Here is a 24,483-nt window from a genome sequence, read left to right as displayed (position 1 = left end):
GTATGAATTTCAAGGTTACAACATCTATTTTAGGATTATTTTTTCTGGTTTTTGCTTCTCTATCAAAAGCTCAGGAACCGTTTAAAAATTTCGAAAAAGAAAAAACGTACATCCAGACCAACCATGTTTTTTATAAACCCGGTGAGGAAATGTACTTTAAAATTTACACGGTAAAGGCAGAAAATAATATTCCCGCCGATCAGAGCAAAGCCGTCAATTTTGAATTGACTGATCCAAGTGGAACGGTCGTAAAAAAAGCCAAATACGAAATTACAAACGGCTATTCGGAAGGCTATTTTTATTTTAACAGCGACATGAAGGGCGGAATATACAAATTGCGCGCTTTCACCAACTGGATGCAGAATGAAGACGGAAAAAATGCTTTCGAGAAAGAAATTACCCTCCAGAAAATTGTTTCGCCAAGAATTCTGATGAAACTGGAGTTTCCCAAAAAAGGATACGGAGCTGGAGATGAGGTTCTTGCCGATTTTTCGATGAGAAGTCTCAGCAATCTTCCGATTCCTTTTTACGAAGGAGATTACACGGTAATGCATAACGGTGAAAAGATTTCAGAAGGGAATCTGATAACGGATAAAGAAGGGAAAAATCAACTGAAATTCATACTTCCGGCTGTTTTAAAATCTTCCGATGCGCTGTTAACCATTAAAATAAATTTCGACGGATTTACAGAATCTATTTCAAGAAATATTCCGATTGTACTGAATCATCTTGATATAAAATTCATGCCGGAAGGAGGAACTTTCATTAATGGAATTGAACAGAATATTGCCTATAAAATTCTGGATGAATTTGAAAAACCTGTCGATGCAACTTTGGAAATTTTTAACCAAAACCATCAGAAAATTACGGAGACTTCAGCGTATAATTTCGGGATGGGAGGTTTTCTTCTGACACCAAGAAAAGGTGAAAATTATTATGCAAAAGTATTGAAACCTGAAAATATTTCAGCCGTTTATCCGCTTCCGATGGCAAAAGATGAAGGAATTGTTTTCAATATCAATAAAGAAAATCAGAAGATTGTTTTTAAAATCCGATCAACAGATGAAAAAGATGTTATTCTCAAAGGAAATTTCCGTGAGAAAGAAGTTTACAGCAAAATCATTTCATTAAAAAAAGGATTGAATGAATTAGAACTTTCGGAAAATGAGCTTCCGATCGGTATTTGCAGATTCACGGTGTTTGAAGGTGATATTCCTTTGGCAGAACGCATTGTTTTTACGAATGAAAACAAACAGATGAATGTGAAAGTAAAACCGGTAAAGCAAAATTATCTTCCGAGAGAAAAAGTAACTGTGAATATCGAAACAACAGACGAAAATAATAAACCAATTCCCGCAAATCTGGCTCTGAGCGTTGTGGATGATAAACTCTGGACGTATGCAGACGATAAGCAGAACCATATTCTTTCGTGGCTGCTGATGGATTCTGAGCTGAAAGGAAAAATTGAAAGACCTCAGTTTTATTTCGATAAAAAAGAAGAAAAAAGAACCAGAAGCCTCGATTTGGTGATGCTTACCAATGGTTACCGATATTTTGAAATGACTCCCGAAGTTATCAAAAACAGAAAATACAAATATCTTCCAGAAAAGAAAAATCCCATCTACGGAATTGTAGAAGATGAAAAAGGAAATCCTGTAAAAGCCGATGTGTATTTCCTTGAGGGCGGTAAAATCCTGAAACAGACGACCTCAGAAAACGGATTGTTTTATTTCTATGATCTCAACAGAAATTATTCCAATAAGCTGATTGCGAAATCTGTACAGCCAAAACAGCAGGTGAAAATCCGGATTTTATCTTACAGACTGGCAATAAATCCTTTGGCTGCAAAATCTCTGAATAATATTAATGTAGAAGAAATTGTAAAAGAAACCGTAAAAGAAGAAGGTAAAATAAAACTGCGTGAAGATGCTGAAAAGGAAATTACGAAAAACACTTCCTCCGAAAACAAACGTTCCCGATCGGTTTCAAGAGGAAGCATGAGAAGTGATACCATAAAATCTCAGAAAATAGAAGAGGTGGTAGTGACGGGAGCAATGGGAATGAAGAAAAAAGAATTGCTTACCAGTTCCGTAACAACGATCAGAACTGAAGAAATTCAGAATCCAAACGTTATGTCTTCTTTGGGCGGAAAAGTTTCAGGACTTGTTATTACTCCCACCAATCAGCCGGGAGGTTATCTCAATGTGCAGATCCGGGGAAATGCTTCTGTTGCCAATAAAAATCCGCTGTATGTTGTGGATGGTGTTCCTGTAGAGAATTTTAAAACAGTCATCAATCCGAATGACATCAACAGTGTAACAATTTTAAAAGATGCCGCCGCAACTGCCATTTATGGGAATAGAGGTGCAAATGGTGTGATCGTCATTAATTCTTTGAAGAATTTCCGGTCTCAGATAAAATTTGATGTAACGCCGAAATCATATTATGCATTGGTGAATATTCCCAATGAAAGTCTGGTTTCGTACGAATACACAAGAAATTTTTCTTATCCTGTCTATAAAACGACAAATACTTCTTACAGACACGATTATCGTGAAGCTCTGTATTGGAATCCTGTATTGGAAACAGGGAAAAACGGAAAAGCACAGGTTGAATTTTATAATTCCGATGCCAGTTCTACTTTCAGAATCATGACGGAAGGAATTTCCTCTTCAGGTTTAATCGGGCGTGATGAAACAACTTATGCGGCTCAAAGTCTGATTTCCATAGATGCGAAACTTCCGCAATATCTTACAAGAACAGATCAGATGATGATTCCGGTGGTGGTTAAAAACAATTCTCCGGAAACCAAAAAGATAATGATGGACGTTATTGTTCCGAATCGTGTGAACGTGGTACAATCAGATAGCACGATTACTTTGAAACCTTTGGAATCGGGCAGATTATTTGTGAAAATCCAGACCAATGAAGTGGTGGAATCGAATATTCAGTTTACCGTAAGATCGGAAGATTTCAGAGAAACCATGATTCTTCCCTTTAAAGTGGAGGAAAAAGGATTTCTGCACCGCTATTCAGTCATCAATAACAAAACAGAAGACCTCAAAATTGATATTCCGGATTATATTGAAGGCAGTTTCTTCTCGTCTTATTATGTGTATGAAAACAATGCACTGCAGATGTTTGAAAATATGGAACGCCTGAAAAGAGAACCTTACGGATGTTTTGAGCAGCTTTCCTCAACGGTTTATCCAAATATTTTCATTCTGGATTATTTAAAACAGATTAAAAAAATTACGCCGGAAACCGAAAGTCTGGTGATAAGAAACATGAAAAAAGGCTATCAGAAAATGCTGAGCTATAAAAACCGCAACGGCGGATTCACTTACTTTGGATCTTCGGAATCGGATGTTGCACTTTCTGCTTTTGCATTGCTTGAATTTAAAGATTTGAAAAAATATGTGAATATTGAACCTAAAATCATTCAGGATCTTACCTCTTTTATTTTATCCAAAAAAAATCAGAACGGAATGTTTGAAGTAAGAAGAGACTATGAAAAAAGCAATCCGTATTCAGAATTTGCATGGTCGAGAAATATGTATGTTTTGTATGCGTTGTCTAAAACCGGAATCAAAAATCTGGACGATGCCTACGAAATCAATCTGAAACGTGCTTTGGCTACAAAAGATGCTTATCAGATGGCTTTAATGGCAAATATTTCTTATAATTTAGGCAAAAATCAGCAATATAAAGAGTTGATTTCTCTTTTAAACAGTCAGTTTGAAGGGAAAAGTTTAAAAACAAAAACCACTTTTACAGGTTCCGGAGGATTTTCTGCAAATGCGGAAACACTATCACTTTATCTGATGGCTTTGCAGAAAGATGATCAGTTGAGCCAGTTAAAAATTGCAGAAGTTGCAGATCATCTGATCAATTTCAACGGATATTATGGCTTCGGTTCTACTCAGGCAACAACTTTGGCTTTGGAAGTATTATCTGTATTTTTTTCAAAAAATGAAAGATTATATGGCACGGAAAAACCTTTGATAAAAGTAAACGGAGCAGAGATCAGAACGAATAATTCGGTGAGTTCTGCTTTTAAAAACGGAGAAAATACAATCAGCATCAATTATCCTACACAAAGAGGGCTTCCTTACAAACTGGATTATGAATATTACACGTTAAAAGCTCCGAAAAGTGCAGAAATTCCTTTAATCCTGAATACAAAATTAAAATCTGAAACAGCAAAAACAGGAGAGACAGACCGAATGATAGTTACCATTCAGAATAAAATAAACAATCAGCTTCCGATGGTGACGGCGAAAATAGGAATTCCGGCAGGATTAACTTTACAGAATGCTTTGCTGAAAGATCTTCTGGATAAAAAAAAGGTTTCTTATTACGAAATTTTTGATAATTATCTGGTTCTGTATTGGGAATATTTTGATGCCAACGAAATAAAAACCATCAATCTGGATCTTAAAGTGGAATTTGCAGGAGAATATACAGGAAAAGCAAGCAACGTATACCTTTATTATATGCCGGAAGCAAAATTTTGGAATGAAGGGATAAAAGTCAGAATTCAGCCTTAAAGCTTATTTTAAAGTCGTGGAATTTTTAACTGTTTGATTTATATTTAATTAAAAAGTCTGTTTAAACTTTTATTTAACCGCAAAAGTCACAAGAGATCTGCTAAATTTTTTATTTAAAGTTGATTATTATAAATGAAAAAGCTCACCATAGTTTTTAAAAATCTTTGATTTTTATTCTTTTGAGTGCTTTGATTATTCTGGAAATTCGCTTTAACATTTTCTTTTGTCCCTTTTGCGGTTAATTCTGAAATTAGTTTAAACAAGTTTAAATTATAAAAATGAAGAGGGTGAAGTTTTAACAAAAAAATATCAACTCCACTGCAACTTTTTCGAAAATCTGCATCCTTAAAACAGAGAAACGGAAAATAATTATACTTTCAGAAAAATAATACATATGAAAAAACTAGGAACTACCATATTGGCTTTGATGTTGGTAATGGGCTGTAAAACCAAAACAGCAACAGATCATCAAACTGAAAAAGAGAAATTAAGTATTGAAAAAGACAAAGATCAGGACGGAGTTAAAAACCGAAAAGATAAATGTCCGGAAATCGCAGGACCGATAGAAAATAAAGGGTGTCCGTTCCCAGATACAGACGGAGACGGCGTTCCCGATAAAGAAGACCAATGTAAAGAAGCTGCGGGACCGATAGAAAATAACGGCTGTCCTTTTCCTGATACCGACGGAGATGGAGTAGTGGATAAAGACGATGCCTGTCCAACTGTGGCCGGACCCGCAGAAAACAACGGCTGTCCTTGGCCGGACACAGATGGCGACGGAATTCTGGATAAAGATGATGCGTGTCCTACCGTTCCCGGATTACCGGAATATAACGGCTGTCCGAAACCGAAATCGGTCGTGGCTATGGAGATTGAATCTTCACCGCGAAGTTTATCTGCTGCGGGAGCAAAATCGATATCAGGTGTAAAGATTAGTAAATCCAAAACAAAGGGTAAGAAAACAAAAATTTATGAAGAATTTCCGGATGCAGGGAAACTTACAGCAGGAGAAGTAAATGATTTCTCAAAATGGAATTACTGGCAGGATATGGCGGTTCCTGTTTTATCAGAATATAAAAATCAATGGAAACTTTTCCCTGATAAAAGGATTTCTGTTCAGTTGGTTAATAAAGATAAAAAAACAGTTATTGGTAAGAGATTAAGGTTGTTAAATGATAAGAAAGAAATTATTTGGGAAGCTGTTTCGGATAATAAAGGAAACGCAGAATTATGGATCGCTCCAAGAATAGATTATCAATCTTTATCGAAGAAATATTATATAACAGATGATAAAGGAAAAACTTTGTCAGCTAAAGCAAATTTATTTAAAAACGGTGAAAATATAATTACAATAGATGCGCCATGTCTTCAAAAAAGAAATTTAGATTTAGCTTTTGTTGTAGATGCTACAGGATCTATGGGGGATGAGATTTCTTATTTACAGGCAGAATTATTGGATGTATTGAGAAAAGTTGAAAAAAAACTTCAGAATACAACAGATGTTCGTTATGGTTCTGTATTTTACAGAGATCAGGGTGATGAATATGTAACGCGTGAATTTGATTTTTCTGACAGAGCTGAAAATTTGGTGAATTTTATTAAAAAACAAAATGCTAATGGAGGTGGAGATACTCCTGAAGCAGTTGTTGAAGCATTGGATTCTTCAATTGATAAACTTAGCTGGAGCAAAGAAAATTCTACAAAAATTATTTTTCTGATTCTTGATGCATCCCCACATTATTCTGAAGAAAATATTAATAAAATATATAATAAAATAAAACTGGCAGCAAAAAAAGGAATTACAATTATTCCTTTGGCAGCGAGTGATACAGATAAAGAAACGGAATATATTATGAGAACGTTTGCATTGCTTACAAACGGAACCTACACATTCCTTACTAACCACAGTGGAATCGGAAATCATCACATCGAACCAACAACAGATTCTTACGAAGTGGAAAAGTTAAATGATTTATTGTTGAGGCTTATTCTGCAACGTTCAACAATACCTTCTTGTCAGAAGCCTTCTAATAATGAATTTATTAACAAAAAAATTGAGGTAGAACTTGAAAATGAAGAAAATCCAAAGGTTAAAATTTATCCAAACCCTACAAAAGGATTAATTAACATACAGTCGAATAAACAGATTGATGAATTATACCTATATGATTTCAGTGGTAAAATTTTAATCAAACAGGAAAAGTTACCAAAAGGAAATAATAAAATAGATATTACTTCCTATCCACAAGGTGTTTATTTAATGAGATGTTTATATGGAAAACAATGGGACGTATTTAAAATTATAAAAAATTAAAGTTAGTGTGAACAGGCATTCTCAAAGGATGTCTGTTTTTATTTTAAATAAACTTTCAAAAATTATTGAAAGTTCGAAAATTATTATTACATTTGTATCAGGAATTAAAAGTAAAACAAAATGCAACTTTCAGAAGCTAAAGAAAAATACATTCAGACTTGGGGTACATTTGCGACCAATTGGGGGATCAACCGTACCATGGCGCAGGTTCATGCGCTGCTTTTGGCAAGTGGTAAAGCACTTTCTACCGATGAGGTAATGGAGCAGCTTGAAATTTCAAGAGGAAATGCCAATATGAATCTCCGTGCGCTGATGGATTGGGGAATTGTAAGAAAAGAATTTGTGAAAGGCGACCGTAAAGAATATTTTGTGGCAGAAAAAGACGTTTGGTTTTTATTCAAGCAGATTACAAAAGAAAGAAGAAAGAGAGAGATTGAGCCTGTAATTTCGTTTTTGGAAGAGCTGAAAAATATTGAAGACAAAGATTCTGACGAAGCAAAAGAGTTCATTAGATTAATGGACGATTTCAGTTCTGTAACGGGGAAAATAAACAATATTATGGATCTTGCCATAAAAAGTGACGATCATTGGCTGGTTGGAAAGATTACGAATTTACTGAAGTAATCGTTTGTTATTCTGAACGAAACGAATAGGATGAATATAAAAAGGAAAATTTTCCTTTTTTATTTCAGATAAACTTTCAAAAATTATTGAAAATATAATAACAATAAAAACTCTCAACATGAAACGTAAAATATTAATAGGAGAAGCAATAGTTCAGACAGTCATTAGCCTTGTATTCTTTTCGTATGCTATCGCTGATTATTTCGAAAAAACACCCGGAACAGAATTTTTTATTGCACTTTTCTATATTGGTATTTCAAATCTGATAGGATTTTTATTGAGAGTTTCACTTAGCAAAAGCAAATTTCATCGGTACTATTTTTTTGGTGCCTTGATATTTTTCCAGTTATTATTTGTTGCGGTTTTATTATTCAACGATTCTAAAATTGAGTATGTTCTTTATTTCATGGGCATCGGAGGCGTACTTTTTAATATTTACTATGTGATCTATGGCTTTTATAATGTTAAAATGATGCAACAGAATAAAACGGAAAAATAATTTTTTTGAAATTTAATTTCAATATTTATTGAAAATATAATATTTATAAAATGTTCAATATTGTTTCATATCTGCTTTTTCTTTCCGTCAGTTCCTACATAACCATTGATGTCGGAAGAAGATGCTACAACGCAGGAAAACATTACCTGAACTATCTTATTCACGATGCAGATCTATGTTTAACGATCAACAGGATTCTTTTGGGATGTTATTATCTCATCAATCTAGGGTACATCGCATTAAATCTGACGCACTGGGAAAAAGTAGATTCTATAGAAAAAATGTTATCTGTGACGGCAGTCAGAATCGGTTATATCACCTTGATTTTATGTGTGCTGCACTTTATGAACATTTTCGCGCTTTACTTTTTAAGAAAAAATTTAACCATAAAATAATAAAACTATGAATGCAACAGCTCTCACCACAACGTACAATTTCGAAGCATACATGATCTATCTGCCAATTGTAATCCTTCTCACCGTATTGGTTTCCCAGTTTCTCTTTAAAAATTCCAAAGCGTTTATGATCGATATTTTTCATCAGAAAGAAGATATTGCAATGGCAACCAACTCTTTATTTAAAATCGGTTTTTACCTCTTAAATCTCGGTTTCGCACTTTGTATCATTGAATTTTTTCAAATTGAAACCATTGAAAGACTGGTTGTTGCTTTAAGCGAAAAAATCGGAGGATTTTCCATCTACCTCGGAGTGATGATGCTTCTGAACCTGCTTCTTTTCCTGAAAGGTCGTAAACACGCCATGAACAAAGATAAAATCATCAAAAATGAAAACACTGCTATTTAAAATCTGGATGTATTTCACCTTCAAAATCCAGAAAAAGAGAACGAGAGGAGATTTTTTGAACCTTTAAAATATAATAACCATGAAAACTTCTATTAAAAACGACTTTTACATTCAACTTTCATTCCTTGTAATCGGACTTATTTTGGTATTCTTAGGAATTGTTGTTTTTGAAAATGCTACTGTTTTTCTTTTTTATTTCATAGTGGGAATACCTCAATTGATTAGTTTTATCAGCAGAGCCTTTCAGAAAACAAAGAAATCTTGGCTATATATTGTCTACGGAATTTTTATAATGCCTGTTTGGATTTCATGGCTGATTATTTTGGCTTTTAATAACAATAATGATGTCACCAATTTTTTCGGATATATTTTAATCGCATCAGTGTTTTACAGTCCGGTACTTGCAATCCTCTACATTATAGATTGTTATAAAACTTATGAATACTAAAAAAACAGAATCATGAAAACTATTCTTACATATGATCTCAGAATCCAGCAATCGCTAATCTTACTGTTTCTTGCAACAATTCTTGCAGCAATAATTACACAACAGGAATTTTTAGGAGTAGTAATAATAGTTGAATTTTTCCTGATAGCCGTTGCTCAATATTCTCTGAATATCATCAAGGCTTTCAGTAAGAAATATGTAAAAACAGATTCCAGAAAAGTATATGTTTTTATTTCAAGCTATGTTGTAATCGGTTTTTTAATCCTGATTTTCTCATCATTATTCAAGTTTGAAGACACTGAACAAAACCTGAAAAATATTTTTGAATTAATGGTAATGTCCTGGATATTTCTTTCACCCATTCTTATTATTCAGTCTTTAATGATCAGTTTTTTTGATGCTAAAAATAGTTTAAACGAACAACCATGAAAACCCTCAAAAACCACACTCTTATTTACGACAATGAATGTCCTATGTGTAACATCTATTCAAAAGGCTTCATCAAATGCGGAATGCTCGATAAAAAAGGAAGAGAAGCCTTTACAGATCTGAGTTTCGAAAACAAAGACCTGATTGATTTCAACCGTGCAAAAAACGAAATCGCATTAGTCGATCACGAAAAAAACACAGTAATATATGGTTTAGAAAGTCTTTTGTTAATCATCGGAAATTCTTTTCCAAAGCTTGAAAAAATTGCGAGAATCCAGCCTTTGCACTGGTTTTTCAAAAAGCTGTATTCCTTTGTGTCTTATAACCGGAAGCAGATTATTCCTTCCGCAAAAGATCAGCATGAAGAAGCTTGTGTTCCGGATTTCAATCTAAAATACAGATTGGCTTACATCGCTTTTGTGGTCATTTTTTCAGGATATATTTTAAGCATATTTTCACCTAAATTGGGATTAAATCTTACTCAGAATTTTTGGAGAGAATTTGCAATTTGTTGCGGACAAATCGTTTGGCAGACTTTAATTTTAAAAACTTATTTAAAAGAGAAAATCTGGAATTATTTGGGAAATATGATGACGGTTTCCTTAATCGGAACTTTACTTCTGATTCCTGCTTTATTTCTTAATATCAATGCAAATGCATCAGTTATCTATTTCGGAATTGTGGTTTTTGTCATGTTTTCAGAACATCTCAGAAGAAGCAGAATTTTAAAATTAAACCTTTTTCCGACAATTTCGTGGACCGTTTTCAGATTGACTGTTTTAGCTGTTTTAATATGGATGAATCTATAAAAACTAAAAAATATTTTTAAAATGTCAACAATCTATTTAGATACCATCATCAAATCAGACATTCAGACCGTTTTTGATCTGGCAAGAGACATCGATCTGCATCAGAAATCAACTTTTAAAACAGGCGAAAAAGCCATTGCGGTGCGAACTTCAGGACTAATCGAAGAAGGCGAAACGGTAACATGGAAAGCAAAACATTTAGGAATCTATCAAATCCTGAGTACAAAAATTATCAGCATGAAGAAACCTTATCATTTCACAGATACGATGTTGAAGGGTGCTTTCAAATCCATGAAACATCAGCATATTTTCAGACAGGAAGGTAAAAACACAATCATGACAGACATCTTCGAATTTTATTCCCCTTTCGGAATCATCGGAAAAATATTCAACAGAATTTTTCTTAAAAATTACATGAAAAACTTTCTTTTAGAGAGAAATAAATTGATAAAAACTGTTGCAGAAAATAAGCAGAAGCGCGAGCGAAGCGAGCGTCGAAACGTTTAGTATTAGCGATGTCATGCTGAGCTTTAAGTTCATCCTGAGCTTGACGAAGGAAAGAATCTCAATATTTAAATCCACCACCAATCAACTAAATCCCATCCACCAAATGAAAATAATCATCGCCGCCGGAACAGGCTTTCTCGGTAAAAACCTCGAAAAATATTTTACCGAAAAAGGAAACGAAGTATATATTTTAACCCGAAACCCAAAACAGAAAAATGAATTGTATTGGGATGCCAAAACTTTGGGCGAATGGAAAAAATTACTCGAAAATTCTGATGTTCTGATCAATCTTGCCGGCAAATCCGTCGATTGCAGATATACGGAAAACAACAAAAAAGAAATTTACAATTCAAGAATTGAAAGCACTAAAGTTCTTCAGCAGGCAATTGACGAATGTATCCATAAACCCAAAATCTGGCTCAATGCAAGTTCCGCAACCATTTACGTTCATTCAGAAAAACATTTGAACACAGAAGAAAACGGGATCATAGGTGACGATTTTTCCATGAACATCTGTAAAAGCTGGGAAAATGAATTTTTTAGATTAAAAACAGATAATGTGCGAAAAGTTGCGTTACGGACTTCCATCGTTTTAGGAAATAACGGCGGCGCTTTTCCAAAATTGAAAATGCTTACCAAATTCGGATTAGGCGGAAAACAAGGAAGAGGAAACCAAAACGTAAGCTGGATCCATATTGAAGACTTTTGCAGAGCTGTAGAATTCATCATTGAACATGAAAATATCTCAGGAAATATCAATATTACAGCTCCCCATCCTTTATCCAACGAAGAATTCATGAAAAAATTAATAAAAGAAATGAAAATTCCATTTGGATTGAATGCTCCGGTTTGGCAATTGGAAATCGCATCAATATTCTTAAATACAGAAACCGAATTACTATTAAAAAGCCGGAATGTTTACCCTGAAAAATTAATCAAAAGCGGATTTAAATTTTCCTATTCAACAGTGGAATCTGCATTTAACGATTTGATTTAAAAATAAACGGAATTAGAAACCCATGCAACAGAAAATCTTTGATTTTCAAAAACTAATGTGTTCTCCTATAGAAAATGTGATAATAATCTTAAATTCCAATGTATTTTAATCTTTTGTGCCTTTTGTGGTTAAAAATTTCCGGTGAAATATTAAATTAGCAAAAACTAAACGTCAATGTTCATCAGACAAAAAGCAAAAACCATCATCCTTTCTTCATTTCTTACGTCATCCGCTTTATTTTCTCAGGCTCACAATGTTTCTGATGGCTATCAGAAACCTACCGATCCACTTGTTGTTCAAAATACGGAAAACTGGCAGGATTTAAAATTCGGACTCTTCATGCATTGGGGAACCTACAGCCAATGGGGAATTGTCGAAAGCTGGAGCCTCTGTCCCGAAGACGAATCATGGACACAAAGAAAACCCGAACACGGAAAATCGTACTACGAATACGTAAAAAACTATGAAAATCTTCAGACCACTTTCAATCCGGTTCAGTTCAATCCACAGAAATGGGCTGAAGCTGCAAAAAAAGCAGGAATGAAATATGTGGTTTTCACAACAAAACATCATGACGGTTTTGCAATGTTTGACACCCAACAGTCTGATTATAAAATTACCTCCTCCAAAACGCCTTTTTCCAAAAATCCAAAAGCAGACGTAACAAAAGAAATTTTCAATACATTCCGAAATAGCGGGTTTAAAATTGGAGCTTACTTTTCAAAACCCGATTGGCATTCTGACGATTACTGGTGGTCGTATTTTCCGCCAAAAGACCGAAATGTGAACTACGACCCGAAAAAATATCCTGAAAAATGGAACCGTTTTAAAAATTTTACGTTTAATCAGCTCAACGAAATCACCTCCAATTATGGCAAAATTGACATTCTTTGGTTAGATGGAGGTTGGGTTCGTCCCTTTAATACCATCTATCCCAATGTAGAATGGCAGAGAACCATCAAAGTTGAACAGGACATCGATATGGATAAAATCGGAACCATGGCGCGTAAAAACCAACCCGGAATCATTGTCGTAGACCGTACCGTTCCCGGAAAATGGGAAAATTACGTAACACCGGAACAGGCGGTTCCTGAAAAACCACTTTCCATTCCATGGGAAAGCTGCATCACGATGGGAGATTCGTTTTCCTATGTTCCCAACGACAATTACAAATCCTCTCAGAAAATCATCGAAACGTTAATTAAAATCATCTCAAGAGGTGGAAATTACCTCATGAATATTGCTCCCGGACCGAATGGAGACTACGATCCCATTGTTTACGAAAGATTGAAAGAAATTTCAAGTTGGATGGATAAAAACCAGTCGGCTGTTTTTGCAACAAGAAGTATTGCCCCTCATCACGACGGAAATTTTTACTACACGAAAAGCAAAGACGGAAAAACAGTGAATATTTTTCATCTGGATGAAAAAACAAATTATCAGGCTCCATCAATCCTAAATTTCATTATTCCTGAAAATTTTAAACCAAAATCATTGAAAATTTTAGGATTATCCAATAAAATCCAGTGGAAACAAACCGGAAATTCAATTGAAATCAATTTACCAAAAGAAAGAAATCAATTAAAATATTCAACCGTAATCCAGATTACGCAGTAGTTCAAATTGTGACTATTTTTATATCAAAAACGACCTGGGAAATCGGAGCGTTAAGAAAATAAAGTCTGTGAACGTTAAGAAAATTCTACTGTTTGAGCGCGACACAAATATTGAACTGAAAAACCAACATTAAATTTGCGCGAGTTTTAGAATTTTTAAAAAGCAGATTTTATTTTTAGCGAAGAGTTCCAAGTCTTGATTTTTTTGTTTCTTTTTTCATCAAGGAAAAAAGAAAATATTTTAAAACAAAATTATTTTGCGATGTCTTTAAAACTTCGATTTAAAATTATAATAATTTCGTTATTGAGCACAACATTTATTACAGCTCAAAAACCATTATACAAAGACCCGAAACAACCTGTTGAAGCCAGAGTTCAGGATCTATTAAAACGCATGACGCCCGAAGAAAAATTCTGGCAGTGCTTCATGATTCCCGGAGATCTGGATAACGTTCCGAAAGATCAGTATTCCCACGGAATTTTCGGTTTGCAGGTAAGCGCGGGAAATCAGGGAGGCGGAGTTGCAGGGCAATTGCTGAAATATAATGCCAATGAAGATGCAGAAAGACTCGCAAAAAAAATAAATGCCATTCAGAAATATTTTGTGGAAGAATCGAGACTGGGAATTCCGATTATTCCTTTCGATGAAGCTTTGCACGGATTAATGCGTGAAGGAGCAACTGCTTTTCCACAGGCAATTGGTTTGTCGGCAACCTTCAATCCTGAGTTGATGAAAGAAGTTTCAACAGCCATTGCAAAAGAATCCAAACTGAGAGGAATATGTCAGATTCTGACGCCGGTTGTGAATTTAGCAAGCGATGTTCGATGGGGAAGGACGGAAGAAACATACGGTGAAGATCCGTTTCTGACTTCTGTAATGGGGGTAAATTTTGTCAGTTCCTTTGAAAATCAGGGAATCATTACCACTCCGAAACACTTTTTAGCCAATGTTGGAGAAGGCGGAAGAGATTCATATCCGATTCACTGGAGTAAAAGATATCTGGAGGAAACCCATTTAATTCCTTTTCAGAAAGCCTTTCAACAGGGAAAAAGCCGTTCGGTAATGACTTCCTACAATTTGCTTGACGGAAGACCTTCAACGGCAAATCATTGGCTGTTAACAGAAAAATTAAAAAAAGACTGGAATTTTAAAGGATTTGTCATCAGCGATGCAAGTGCGGTTGGTGGAGCAAATGTGCTGCATTTTACGGCAAAAGATTACGATGATGCTTCTGCACAGGCAATTAATGCGGGGCTTGATGTGATTTTTCAGACGGAATATCAACATTATAAACTTTTTATTCCTCCGTTTTTGGATGGAAGAATTTCTCAGGAAAGAATTGATGATGCAGTCGCGAGAGTTTTGAGGGCAAAATTTGAACTCGGTCTGTTTGAAAATCCTTACGTTTCTAATAAAGATATAGAAGAATTAAAGAAAATCAATCACAAATCATTAGCTGAAAAAGCTGCGGCAGAATCTTTTGTCTTGCTTCAGAATAATCATCTTACCCTTCCGATTTCGGAAAAATATAAAAAGATTTTAGTCGTCGGAACAGATGCTGCAGATGCAAGATTAGGCGGTTATTCGGGTCCGGGAAATAAAAAGGTCAGCATTTTGGACGGAATTAAAAATTTAGCTGAAAATAAAAATATCGAAATCACTTATTCAAAAGGAATCGATTGGAATATGAAAGATTTTCTGACGGTTCCTGCTGAAGTTTTGTCTTCTGAAAATAAAAAAGGTTTAAAAGGAAGTTACTTTTCAGATTCAGAATTAAAAGGAAAACCTGAATTTGAAAAACAGGACGAACAGATCAATTTCAAATGGACTTTGTATTCTCCCAATCCTGAAAAACTGCAGTCAGACAATTACAGCGTTCGTTGGACAGGAAAACTCGAAGCCCCAAAATCGGGAAAATATCAGTTAGGTTTAAGAGGAAACGACGGTTTCCGATTGTTTTTAAACGGTTCATTGTTAATTGACAATTGGGAAAAACTCAGTTATTCCACCAAAACCGTTGAGGTAGAATTTAATAAAGGGCAGAAATATGATATTGTGGTTGAATTTCACGAAAACAGGGGAGAAGCCAATATTGAACTGATCTGGAACTATGGCTTACAAGACTACCGAAAAGATTTTAATGATGCTTTGAAGCAGGCTCAGAATGCAGATTACATCATTGTTACAGCCGGAATTCATGAAGGGGAATTTCAGGATCGCTCTTCGTTAAGTCTTCCCGGAAATCAGGAAAAATTCATTCATGAAATATCAAAATTAAATAAACCGACAACAGTTGTCTTAGTGGGTGGTTCCGCAATAAAAACAACAGATTGGAAGGATAAGGTCGGAGCCATTCTGGATGTCTGGTATCCCGGAGAAGAAGGCGGAAACGCTGTAGCAAAAGTACTTTTCGGAGTAGAAAATCCATCAGGAAAACTGCCGATAACCTTTCCGGTTGAAGAAGGTCAGTTGCCTTTGACGTACAACCATCATCCGACAGGAAGAGGAAATGATTATTACGATCTGAGCGGCGAACCTTTGTATCCTTTTGGTTTTGGACTGAGCTATACCACTTTTGAAATCTCAGATTTACAGTTAAATAAAATAAAATATTCTGAAAATGATACAATTGTGGCAAAAGTGACTGTGAAAAATACAGGTTCGAAAGCAGGAAGCGAAGTCGTTCAGTTGTATGTAAAAGATCTGTTGGCTTCGGTTTCCAGACCGGTTATTGAGTTAAAAGGCTTTCAGAAAATTTATTTACAACCGGGAGAATCCAAACAGGTTTCGATTAAAATTCCGGTGAAAGAATTACAGTTTTTAGATGAAAAATTGAACTGGATCGTGGAAAAAGGAACATACAGAATCTTTGTCGGAAACTCTTCCAAAAATCTTCCTTTGAAACACAATATTGAAGTTGAGTAGTCCGGCGTAAAAAAAATATGGTATGAAATGTGTAATATTTAAACCGAACAGGAATGAATTTCATGATAAATTCATTCAAAAAAAAGTAAATATTATGAAAAAGTTATTTATATCAACCGTTTTATTAGTAGGATTATCAATGAATGCTTACGGACAGAAACGTCCACCTGCACCTCCACATCCTTCAAAAAGTGAGTTGATCAGCAGCAAATCGAGAGAGCTTGACAGAAGATACAATGCTGAGAAAAAAGCCATTATGAATCATCCGCTTGCAACCAAAAAAATGAAGCAGGATCAGTTAAGAGCTTTAAATGAAAAGTACCAGAGTCAGAAGAGATTACTAAGAAAAATGTAATTTCCCAATACAATAAAAACAGGCTATCCAATAGAGATAGCCTGTTTTTTTTTATGTTCTAACCTAAGGAATAAAAATCAAAGATTTTTAAAAACTATTGTGAGCTTTTTCATTTATAATGATCAGCTTTAAATAAAATTTTAGTTTATCTTTTGTGCCTTTTTCGGTTAAAAAAAAGTTTAAACAGACTTATTAATAAACCTTTCTTGCAAGCAATAGATTTAAAAGGAATGTTCCGGTCCAGTTACTGTTGTTGGAGCCGTTGTTTCCTATAAAGTCCACACGCGCAACAGAAACCGTAAGTCTCGTTTTACCAGAAGTTCCGTTATTGGCAAGGCTTACAAAAGAAGCAATGAAAACATCAGGAAAACTAGAATTGTTTCCTGCGGTAAGCGAAGGATTCATATTGGTAATATTAAAAGGAGTTCCCTGATACTCGTAAACCAAAGTCATTCTGCTCGCATTGGAAAAACCTGTTCCTACCGAGAACGATGTAGATGCTTTGCTGATGACCCACCACGCATCAGTTCCTGTTCCCGTATCATATGCTGTATTAGAATGTCCGGTCCAGTCGGCAACCGGAGCAGTTCCCGAAGCGTGCGGCGGTATCGAAAGCTGTGTTCCGTAGATTTCCACATTATTAGGCTTTGGAAGCGTGATAAAAGAAAGATCCCATGTTCCGCCAGTAGTGTTGCTGTTATTTACCACTTCTGCATACGCTCCAGTAGGAATGATAAATGTAGAAACCGGAGTATTGTCTATTCTTAGCGTATTTCCTCCTGAAGCTTGTAAAGTAATATTGAAAGCAGATATATTTTTAATTTTATAAATTCTTCCCGTAAAACTTGAAGCTCCGGAACCGATTGCCGGCAGTGTAAACGTAGAATTGGCAGTACCATTATAGGTGATGTAATGATCGTTTGTAACGATAGAATAGGTAGTTGCTGTTACCTGCCTGTAATTCGCACTCACAGATCCGTTAATATCTAATGTGCTGGTTGGTTGGTTTTTACTGATTCCCACTTGTGCGTTGGCGAGAAATCCGCATATCACAAAAATCGAAAAAATCTTTTTCATACATATAAATTTTATTTGATTATTTCAAATGTATTAAAATTTTAATATAAATTTTTATTTTTGACTATCATTTTTAATAGTTTTAATAAATTATGTTGATAATATTAATCTAATAATGGTTTTAATGAATGTTTTAAAATATTTTCTGATTTTATATTTTTATTTTAAACTTCAGCGATTACAGCTTCTGATGATGAAAAATAGTAAACAAAACCTTAAGGGATCAATTTCGTCAGAATGCCATACATCCGATATTTTTCCTTAAATTCGCATAAAAATTTTAAACTAATGAATTACGATATTATTGTCATCGGAAGTGGTCCTGGTGGATACGTTACAGCAATCAGAGCGGCACAATTAGGTTTCAAAACAGCAATCATTGAAAAAGAAAATTTAGGAGGAATCTGCCTTAACTGGGGATGTATTCCTACCAAAGCTTTATTGAAGTCGGCTCAGGTTTTTCATTATATCAACCATGCTGAAGATTATGGTTTGAACAAAGTGGAAGCTAGCTTTGAGTTTCCGAACGTAATTCAGAGAAGCCGTGGCGTTGCATCGAAAATGAGCAAAGGAATTGAATTCCTGATGAAAAAGAATAAAATCGATGTTATTCTGGGTACTGCAAAAGTACAGAAAGGTAAAAAAGTTTCCGTTACCGATAAAGAAGGAAAAGTAACTGAATATACAGGAACGCACATCATCATCGCAACAGGAGCGCGTTCAAGAGAATTGCCGAACTTGCCACAGGACGGTAAAAAAGTAATCGGATACAGACAGGCATTGTCTCTTCCTGAGCAGCCAAAATCTATGATTGTTGTAGGTTCCGGAGCTATCGGGGTAGAATTTGCCGATTTCTATAATACAATGGGGACGAAAGTAACCGTTGTAGAATTTATGCCAAACATCGTACCTGTAGAAGATGAGGAAATCTCTAAACACTTAGAAAAATCTCTGAAAAAATCAGGAATCGAGATCATGACCAATGCTTCCGTAGAAAGCGTTGATACAAGCGGAGAAGGCGTAAAAGCTACCGTAAAAACAGCAAAAGGAAACATCGTTCTTGAAGCTGATATTTTATTATCTGCTGTAGGAATCGCTGCAAACATCGAGAACATCGGTCTTGAAGAAGTGGGAATCCAGACAGACAAAGGTAGAGTTTTGGTCAACGAATGGTACGAAACTTCAGTTCCGGGTTATTATGCAATCGGAGACATCATTCCTACTCAGGCTTTGGCACACGTTGCTTCTGCAGAAGGAATTACCTGCGTTGAAAAAATCAAAGGAATGCACGTTGAAAAAATCGATTATGGCAATATTCCGGGATGTACGTACTGTCACCCAGAAGTAGCTTCTGTTGGTCTTACAGAAAAACAGGCTAAAGAAAAAGGATATGAAATTAAAGTAGGAAAATTCCCTCTTTCGGCAAGTGGAAAAGCAACGGCAAACGGAAATACGGATGGTTTCGTTAAAGTTATTTTCGATGCTAAATACGGAGAGTGGTTAGGTTGTCACATGATCGGAGAAGGGGTTACAGACATGGTTGCGGAAGCAGTGGTTGCCAGAAAACTGGAAACTACAGGTCACGAGATCATCAAATCTATTCACCCGCACCCGACAGTTTCTGAAGCCATTATGGAAGCTGCAGCGGCTGCTTATGGAGAAGTAATCCACATTTAATTTTTCACTTTGCCAAAGTTGAAAATCTTTGACAAAGTTTAACAATATCAAAACCACAGATCAGGAGTCTGTGGTTTTTCTTTTTGAAAAGGATCTGTTTAAATTTGATATTTAAAATTTTATGATTCGATTATTTTACCACGCAAAGTTTTAATTCAACTTTACACATTATTCTTAGAAAGCAAAGGCAAATAAAATTTGCTTCACGAAGCCTGACAACATTGCTTCATCAAATCAGCTTGTTGTTTCTTCTTTGCTCATTTAAATAATTAAATCTTTAAGTAAAAACTTTGCGTCAAAAAATGAATGAAATTTTTGAATATTTAATCAAATTTAAACATTCTTTAAGATGATTTTTTTTGATTTTATCTCAGTTATTTTCTTAATTTTATTCCGGAAATAAAATACAAATACAACAAACTATGTTTAAAAAATTAGCTGCGGAAGCTTTAGGATTGGGAGATATCGGTAAAATCATCCCTTCACAGGATTATGACAAAGTAGATTCGGACGATTATATCCTTTCCGAAGATAACGAGAAAATTTTCTTTTTAATTAAGTCCAAAAGAGACGAATACTGCTTTACCAATAGAGCTTTGATCCACATCGACGGAGCCAGTGCGTTAGACAAAAAAAGAGTCTTGAAGAGATACGAATATTACCAGTTTCCTTTCTCTAATATTGCTTTACAGACGGCGGGAACCATTGATCTTGATGTAGAAATTTCTTTCAATATCGGGAATGTTCCAATGATGATCAGCGTTGCAAAAGGTCAGATCGATCAGTTGAAAGATTTATATAAAGCACTTTTGGCGATTCAGCAGGAAGTTCACCACAATCATTCTTTGCTGAATTTCTCTAACGACAGCATCCAGAAAGCCATTACAACAGTTGCTTCCGGAAAGCAGGAAAACGTTTCCAAGAGTCAGGAACTGAGAGCCATCAACGAGTATATTTTTGCATGGAATACCAACAGTTTCGATAAATATAACCAGAAAGACTTCTCAAGGATTTTTGAAAAGTATATTAATAATTAAAAATAAAATTAGATAATATGCCCGGAAATTTGCCGGGCTTTTTTAAACCACCATTCATGAAAAAAATCATTTTTTTGCTGCTTTTTGTATGCTTTAGCTTTTCATTTTCTCAGAACAAAGACGATAAAAGATATTTTCCTGTGGAGTACATTCTGAAAACATCCAGCGATACCATCAAAACGAAGATCAGAAATGTAGGTAAATTTTCCAATACAAAATATTATGTAGCCACTGTATTACTTAAGATGAAAATGAGGGATTCTTCCGGGGCTGAAACGTGGGTGGAACCAAAAGATGTGGAATACATTAAGATTACCGATGAAAATAATACCACTCATGAATATTATGCTTCTGCCGGGAAAATGGTTTTTGACAATGGTTTTGTAGAAATTTTGTATGAAGGCAAAAATATGAACTGGTACAGATTTTTTCCTCACGGCGGCTTAAAATTTGTTGGAACAGACTTTTTAATCGACGGCAGAAACCGAAAAATCATCAATGAATCCGGATTTTTCAATCCCAGTCTTAAAAATAGCCTGAAAGTAAGATTTGCGGCTTATCCGGATCTTCTCGCTATGATAGATTCCTGGAAAACAGATGACGATCTTCTGAAAATTCTTCAGTTGTATGATAAGAAAGTGGGGTAAACTATTTCTTATTGAAGAAAAGCTGTTTTAAATTAAATACTTAATACTAAAAATCATTATAATTTTCTGCCTAAATAAGAACATATCATCAATATTCATTTAAGCATAATTTTATTTGTGTTAAAATAATCCAAAATCACAGTATTTAGAAAATTTAATCTGTTTTTCTCGACTTGTTTTCTTAATTTTATTCAATGGATTTTGGGAAAGTTGGGCTTGTTTTATCGGGTGGCGGAACAAAAGGGATCGCACACGCCGGAGTTTTAAAATTCTTAGCAGAAAAAAACATCAATATCGATGTTCTTTCGTGTTGTAGTGCAGGTTCCATTGTAGGCTGTCTTCACGCGGTAGGAAAAACTCCCGAAGAAATTCTGGAATTTTTCAATTCCGTTTACTTTTTCAACTGGAAACATTTTGCATTCAACCAGCCCGGCTTGGTTTCCTCGGTGATTTTCAGAAATTATCTCAATCCTATTTTCGGCGAAATGAAACTGGGCGATCTCGATAAAGACGTAAGAATAGTGGCAACAGAATTAGTAGGAGGAACCGAAAAAATCTTTGAAAAAAGTTTTAAAATTGTGGATGCCATTATTGCTTCGTGCTCCATTCCCGGAGTGACGACTCCGTACATCATCGATGAAGAAATGTACTGCGACGGAGGCGTGCTGAATAATTTTCCCGCCGACATCATCAGAGACGATTGCGATAAGCTGATCGGAGTTTTCGTTTCTCCTCCACAAGACGTCAAAATCAATGATTTAAAATCGATTAAAGCCATTGTCTCCCGCTCGTACGATCTGCTTTCTTACCGCATCGAAAGAATTAAATTCGATCACTGCGACTGGTTTATCTCATCGCAGGAACTTTCCATCTACGGAACATTCGAAAGAAGAAAAGACCGTTTGGAACAGATCTTTAACATTGGTTATCAGGCTGCGAAAGAAAGCTTTAATGAAAGCCGTTTTTACGCTGATCTGGAAAACGAAAAAAGAATAGTCTGAAATCTTTAACTTTATTTCCCCTTAAAAAATTACTGAAAGTTGATACGTCCTGCATCTTTGCGGTTTACAAACAAAACGGCAGTACAATTTATTTGATAAACTAATTTCAGAATTAAACACAAAAGGGACAAAAGACAATGATAATGTTAAAGTGAATTTCTATAATCATCAAAGCGCTCAAAAGAATAAAAATCAAAGATTTTTAAAAGCTATTGTGAACTTTTCATATATAATTCTCAACTTTAAATAAAAGTTTAGATCCTCTTTTGCGGTTAAATAAAAGTTTAAACAGACTTGATAAAAACATCCGTAAATTCAAAACTTTTCCCGTTGAAAAGCCCTTTGTCGCTCAGTTTCAGCTCGGGAATCACCAGAAGAGCCATGAAAGACAAACTCATGTAAGGCGCTCGTAATCTGCTTCCCAATTCCTTTGCGCGCCGGTCTAATCTAATATAAGCTTCTGCTACTTTTTCCGCAGGAAGATCCGTCATAATTCCGGCAATCGGCAGTTCCAGAACCATTTCTTCCTCATCATGGGCAAGAGAAATTCCACCTTTTGCCTGAATGATCAGATTCACTGCTTTGCATATGTCATCGTCATTCGTTCCCACAACTACAATATTATGACAGTCGTGCGCAACACACGAAGCAATCGCTCCGTTTTTTAAGCCTATATTTTTGATGAAAGCTGTTGCAACCGGCGCATCCTGATAACGGTTCACCACAGCAATTTTCAGAATATCATTTTCAGGATCAGATTCTGCAAAACCATCAATATTTAAAACTTCTGCATGAATTTCTTTTGTAATCAGTTGTCCGTCCAGCGTTTCAATCACACGAATTTTTTCCCCTTCGCTTTTTACCTTAAAATCTGATGGGCTTTTTAAGCTGCAGCTAAAATTATTCACTGTCGCAGCTTCCACAGATTCAATAAACGATTCCCCGTTTTCTGAAACCAATGCTCCGTTGATATACGTTTTTAAAATCGTAAAATCCGTGAGATTATCGATTTCTATAAAATCTGCATTGTCGCCAATCTGCAATAATCCGACCGGTAAATTGTAATGTTTAACTACATTGTACGAAGAAGCACGCAGCACATCATACAAATCATAACCCAAATCCAGAGCGCGTTTCACATGATCGTTGATATGAGATTCCAGCAAATTATCAGGATGCTTATCGTCACAGCAAAACATCATCTGATCCGGAAAATCTTTTAATAAAGGAATTAAAGTATCAAAATTTTTTGCCGCACTTCCTTCACGGATCATCACTTTTACCCCGAATTCAAGCTTTTCCAGTGCTTCCTGATACCCAAAACATTCATGATCCGTTGAAATTCCCGCACTGAAATAAGATTTCATTTCTTCCCCCATTAAACCCGGAGCATGACCGTCAATCGGCTTGTTATGTTTTTTCGCAGATTCCAGCTTTTTCAGAACCTCCTCATCTTTATAAATAACCCCCGGAAAATTCATCATTTCTGCAAGATAGACAATCTCTTCTTTGTCTAAAAGCTGGTCAATTTCACTTGAATCAATCACCGCACCTGCCGTTTCAAAATGGGTCGCAGGAACGCACGAAGGAGCCCCGAAATAAAAATGAAAAGGTACTTTCTGAGCATTATCGATCATATATTCAACACCCGAAACTCCCAGAACATTGGCAATCTCATGAGGATCTGAAATCGTTGCCACCGTTCCGTGCTTTACCGCAATCTTTGCAAACTCAGACGGAACCAGCATACTGCTTTCAATATGAACGTGTGCATCAATAAATCCGGGCAGAACATACGTATCCTGCTTTTCTGAAATTCTTTGTATTGAACTGATTTTGTTGTCTTTAATAAAGATTTCAGCAGGGTAGGTTTCCCTTGCAACAATGTCGATCAGATTCGATTTAATGGTAAAAGCCATTGGATATTGATTATTTTAAGTGAATTTACCAAAATATTAGAAATAATACCATTTTTCTACACATAAAATATTCTGTAGAAATCATATCTGTGCAGCAGAAAAAGAAAATCCAGAGGCAGAACTCCGAAGGAGTTCAATTTTTTTAAATAACTTTAATGACGAAATGGAAAACAGATAGGATAACCTTAACCTCAAACTTAGCTTTCCAATCTAAATCTTTTTTCTTTGAAGCTTTTTCCCACTTTCG

20 protein-coding genes and 1 pseudogene are annotated in these 24,483 nt (G+C 35.3%); 19 read left to right on the top strand and 2 right to left on the bottom strand.

Features of this window, described 5'->3' with window-relative positions; all coding sequences use genetic code 11:
• Window positions 1-2: 2 nt before the first annotated feature.
• The 15 genes and pseudogenes from QWT87_RS00105 to QWT87_RS00035 all read left to right on the top strand — a co-directional run bounded on the left by QWT87_RS00105 (window position 3) and on the right by QWT87_RS00035 (window position 16,878).
• A complete protein-coding gene (locus QWT87_RS00105; RefSeq protein ID WP_302712469.1) occupies window positions 3-4,550 on the top strand; it encodes a TonB-dependent receptor plug domain-containing protein in 4,548 nt (1,515 codons plus the stop codon).
• Window positions 4,551-5,049: 499 nt separating this feature from the next.
• A pseudogene (locus tag QWT87_RS00100) lies at window positions 5,050-5,421 on the top strand (thrombospondin type 3 repeat-containing protein); the annotation flags it as partial.
• Window positions 5,416-6,864 carry a VWA domain-containing protein gene (locus QWT87_RS00095; RefSeq protein WP_337250567.1) on the top strand — a complete coding sequence of 483 codons (1,449 nt, stop codon included), beginning with the start codon at window positions 5,416-5,418 and terminating at the stop codon, window positions 6,862-6,864. The pseudogene QWT87_RS00100 and the gene QWT87_RS00095, both read left to right, overlap by 6 nt.
• A gap of 120 nt (window positions 6,865-6,984) precedes the next feature.
• A complete protein-coding gene (locus tag QWT87_RS00090; protein WP_116099944.1) occupies window positions 6,985-7,488 on the top strand; it encodes a GbsR/MarR family transcriptional regulator in 504 nt (167 codons plus the stop codon).
• Between the two features lie 118 nt (window positions 7,489-7,606).
• Window positions 7,607-7,987 carry a hypothetical protein gene (locus QWT87_RS00085; RefSeq protein WP_302712467.1) on the top strand — a complete coding sequence of 127 codons (381 nt, stop codon included), beginning with the start codon at window positions 7,607-7,609 and terminating at the stop codon, window positions 7,985-7,987.
• A gap of 50 nt (window positions 7,988-8,037) precedes the next feature.
• Window positions 8,038-8,382, top strand: coding sequence for a hypothetical protein (locus tag QWT87_RS00080; protein WP_076396568.1), 345 nt, complete (start codon window positions 8,038-8,040; stop codon window positions 8,380-8,382).
• A gap of 7 nt (window positions 8,383-8,389) precedes the next feature.
• Window positions 8,390-8,791, top strand: a complete 402-nt coding sequence (locus QWT87_RS00075; protein WP_116099948.1) for a hypothetical protein — start codon at window positions 8,390-8,392, stop codon at window positions 8,789-8,791.
• 79 nt (window positions 8,792-8,870) lie between these two features.
• Window positions 8,871-9,239: a hypothetical protein gene (locus tag QWT87_RS00070; RefSeq protein ID WP_288461772.1), complete on the top strand. Its 369-nt coding sequence runs from the start codon at window positions 8,871-8,873 to the stop codon at window positions 9,237-9,239.
• Window positions 9,240-9,251: 12 nt separating this feature from the next.
• Window positions 9,252-9,668, top strand: coding sequence for a hypothetical protein (locus QWT87_RS00065; RefSeq protein ID WP_302712460.1), 417 nt, complete (start codon window positions 9,252-9,254; stop codon window positions 9,666-9,668).
• A complete protein-coding gene (locus QWT87_RS00060) occupies window positions 9,665-10,477 on the top strand; it encodes a DCC1-like thiol-disulfide oxidoreductase family protein (protein WP_302712458.1) in 813 nt (270 codons plus the stop codon). Before QWT87_RS00065 ends, QWT87_RS00060 begins: the two co-directional genes overlap by 4 nt.
• A 21-nt stretch (window positions 10,478-10,498) precedes the next feature.
• Window positions 10,499-10,984 (top strand): SRPBCC family protein, encoded by a 486-nt coding sequence (locus QWT87_RS00055; protein ID WP_302712456.1) that lies wholly within the window; start codon window positions 10,499-10,501, stop codon window positions 10,982-10,984.
• Between the two features lie 103 nt (window positions 10,985-11,087).
• Window positions 11,088-11,981 carry a TIGR01777 family oxidoreductase gene (locus tag QWT87_RS00050; protein WP_302712454.1) on the top strand — a complete coding sequence of 298 codons (894 nt, stop codon included), beginning with the start codon at window positions 11,088-11,090 and terminating at the stop codon, window positions 11,979-11,981.
• A gap of 174 nt (window positions 11,982-12,155) precedes the next feature.
• Entirely contained in the window at window positions 12,156-13,598 is a 1,443-nt protein-coding gene (locus tag QWT87_RS00045; RefSeq protein ID WP_302712452.1) for an alpha-L-fucosidase, read from the top strand.
• Between the two features lie 303 nt (window positions 13,599-13,901).
• Window positions 13,902-16,523, top strand: coding sequence for a beta-glucosidase (locus tag QWT87_RS00040; protein WP_302712450.1), 2,622 nt, complete (start codon window positions 13,902-13,904; stop codon window positions 16,521-16,523).
• A gap of 94 nt (window positions 16,524-16,617) precedes the next feature.
• Window positions 16,618-16,878: a hypothetical protein gene (locus tag QWT87_RS00035; protein WP_302712448.1), complete on the top strand. Its 261-nt coding sequence runs from the start codon at window positions 16,618-16,620 to the stop codon at window positions 16,876-16,878.
• A 192-nt stretch (window positions 16,879-17,070) separates the two neighbouring features.
• Here QWT87_RS00035 and QWT87_RS00030 read toward each other — a convergent pair whose 3' ends face one another.
• A complete protein-coding gene (locus QWT87_RS00030) occupies window positions 17,071-17,955 on the bottom strand; it encodes a hypothetical protein (protein ID WP_116099140.1) in 885 nt (294 codons plus the stop codon).
• A 288-nt stretch (window positions 17,956-18,243) separates the two neighbouring features.
• Between QWT87_RS00030 and lpdA the strand changes: the two genes are divergently transcribed.
• The 4 genes from lpdA (at window position 18,244) to QWT87_RS00010 (ending at window position 22,317) form a co-directional block, all read left to right on the top strand.
• The gene (lpdA, locus tag QWT87_RS00025) at window positions 18,244-19,632 is read left to right on the top strand and encodes a dihydrolipoyl dehydrogenase (RefSeq protein ID WP_087706084.1); all 1,389 of its coding nucleotides are present in this window, start codon (window positions 18,244-18,246) and stop codon (window positions 19,630-19,632) included.
• A 422-nt stretch (window positions 19,633-20,054) separates the two neighbouring features.
• Entirely contained in the window at window positions 20,055-20,669 is a 615-nt protein-coding gene (locus tag QWT87_RS00020; protein ID WP_185205357.1) for a PH domain-containing protein, read from the top strand.
• 56 nt (window positions 20,670-20,725) lie between these two features.
• Window positions 20,726-21,316, top strand: coding sequence for a hypothetical protein (locus QWT87_RS00015; RefSeq protein ID WP_268054450.1), 591 nt, complete (start codon window positions 20,726-20,728; stop codon window positions 21,314-21,316).
• A gap of 194 nt (window positions 21,317-21,510) precedes the next feature.
• On the top strand, window positions 21,511-22,317 hold the full coding sequence (locus QWT87_RS00010) for a patatin-like phospholipase family protein (protein WP_302712436.1): 807 nt from the start codon (window positions 21,511-21,513) through the stop codon (window positions 22,315-22,317).
• 284 nt (window positions 22,318-22,601) lie between these two features.
• Here QWT87_RS00010 and ade read toward each other — a convergent pair whose 3' ends face one another.
• Window positions 22,602-24,236, bottom strand: coding sequence for an adenine deaminase (gene ade / locus QWT87_RS00005; protein ID WP_302712434.1), 1,635 nt, complete (start codon window positions 24,234-24,236; stop codon window positions 22,602-22,604).
• Window positions 24,237-24,483 lie beyond the last annotated feature (247 nt).

Origin of the sequence: Chryseobacterium urinae, assembly GCF_030518295.1 — a bacterium.
GTDB lineage: Bacteria > Bacteroidota > Bacteroidia > Flavobacteriales > Weeksellaceae > Chryseobacterium > Chryseobacterium mucoviscidosis.
This window is presented reverse-complemented; position numbering and strand designations above follow the sequence as displayed.

Coding starts and splice junctions, on each gene's coding strand:
- QWT87_RS00105 (WP_302712469.1), top strand. CDS start 3: ATGAATTTCAAGGTTACAACATCTATTTTAGGATTATTTTTTCTGGTT.
- QWT87_RS00095 (WP_337250567.1), top strand. CDS start 5,416: ATGGAGATTGAATCTTCACCGCGAAGTTTATCTGCTGCGGGAGCAAAA.
- QWT87_RS00090 (WP_116099944.1), top strand. CDS start 6,985: ATGCAACTTTCAGAAGCTAAAGAAAAATACATTCAGACTTGGGGTACA.
- QWT87_RS00085 (WP_302712467.1), top strand. CDS start 7,607: ATGAAACGTAAAATATTAATAGGAGAAGCAATAGTTCAGACAGTCATT.
- QWT87_RS00080 (WP_076396568.1), top strand. CDS start 8,038: ATGTTCAATATTGTTTCATATCTGCTTTTTCTTTCCGTCAGTTCCTAC.
- QWT87_RS00075 (WP_116099948.1), top strand. CDS start 8,390: ATGAATGCAACAGCTCTCACCACAACGTACAATTTCGAAGCATACATG.
- QWT87_RS00070 (WP_288461772.1), top strand. CDS start 8,871: ATGAAAACTTCTATTAAAAACGACTTTTACATTCAACTTTCATTCCTT.
- QWT87_RS00065 (WP_302712460.1), top strand. CDS start 9,252: ATGAAAACTATTCTTACATATGATCTCAGAATCCAGCAATCGCTAATC.
- QWT87_RS00060 (WP_302712458.1), top strand. CDS start 9,665: ATGAAAACCCTCAAAAACCACACTCTTATTTACGACAATGAATGTCCT.
- QWT87_RS00055 (WP_302712456.1), top strand. CDS start 10,499: ATGTCAACAATCTATTTAGATACCATCATCAAATCAGACATTCAGACC.
- QWT87_RS00050 (WP_302712454.1), top strand. CDS start 11,088: ATGAAAATAATCATCGCCGCCGGAACAGGCTTTCTCGGTAAAAACCTC.
- QWT87_RS00045 (WP_302712452.1), top strand. CDS start 12,156: ATGTTCATCAGACAAAAAGCAAAAACCATCATCCTTTCTTCATTTCTT.
- QWT87_RS00035 (WP_302712448.1), top strand. CDS start 16,618: ATGAAAAAGTTATTTATATCAACCGTTTTATTAGTAGGATTATCAATG.
- QWT87_RS00030 (WP_116099140.1), bottom strand. CDS start 17,955: ATGAAAAAGATTTTTTCGATTTTTGTGATATGCGGATTTCTCGCCAAC.
- lpdA (WP_087706084.1), top strand. CDS start 18,244: ATGAATTACGATATTATTGTCATCGGAAGTGGTCCTGGTGGATACGTT.
- QWT87_RS00020 (WP_185205357.1), top strand. CDS start 20,055: ATGTTTAAAAAATTAGCTGCGGAAGCTTTAGGATTGGGAGATATCGGT.
- QWT87_RS00015 (WP_268054450.1), top strand. CDS start 20,726: ATGAAAAAAATCATTTTTTTGCTGCTTTTTGTATGCTTTAGCTTTTCA.
- QWT87_RS00010 (WP_302712436.1), top strand. CDS start 21,511: ATGGATTTTGGGAAAGTTGGGCTTGTTTTATCGGGTGGCGGAACAAAA.
- ade (WP_302712434.1), bottom strand. CDS start 24,236: ATGGCTTTTACCATTAAATCGAATCTGATCGACATTGTTGCAAGGGAA.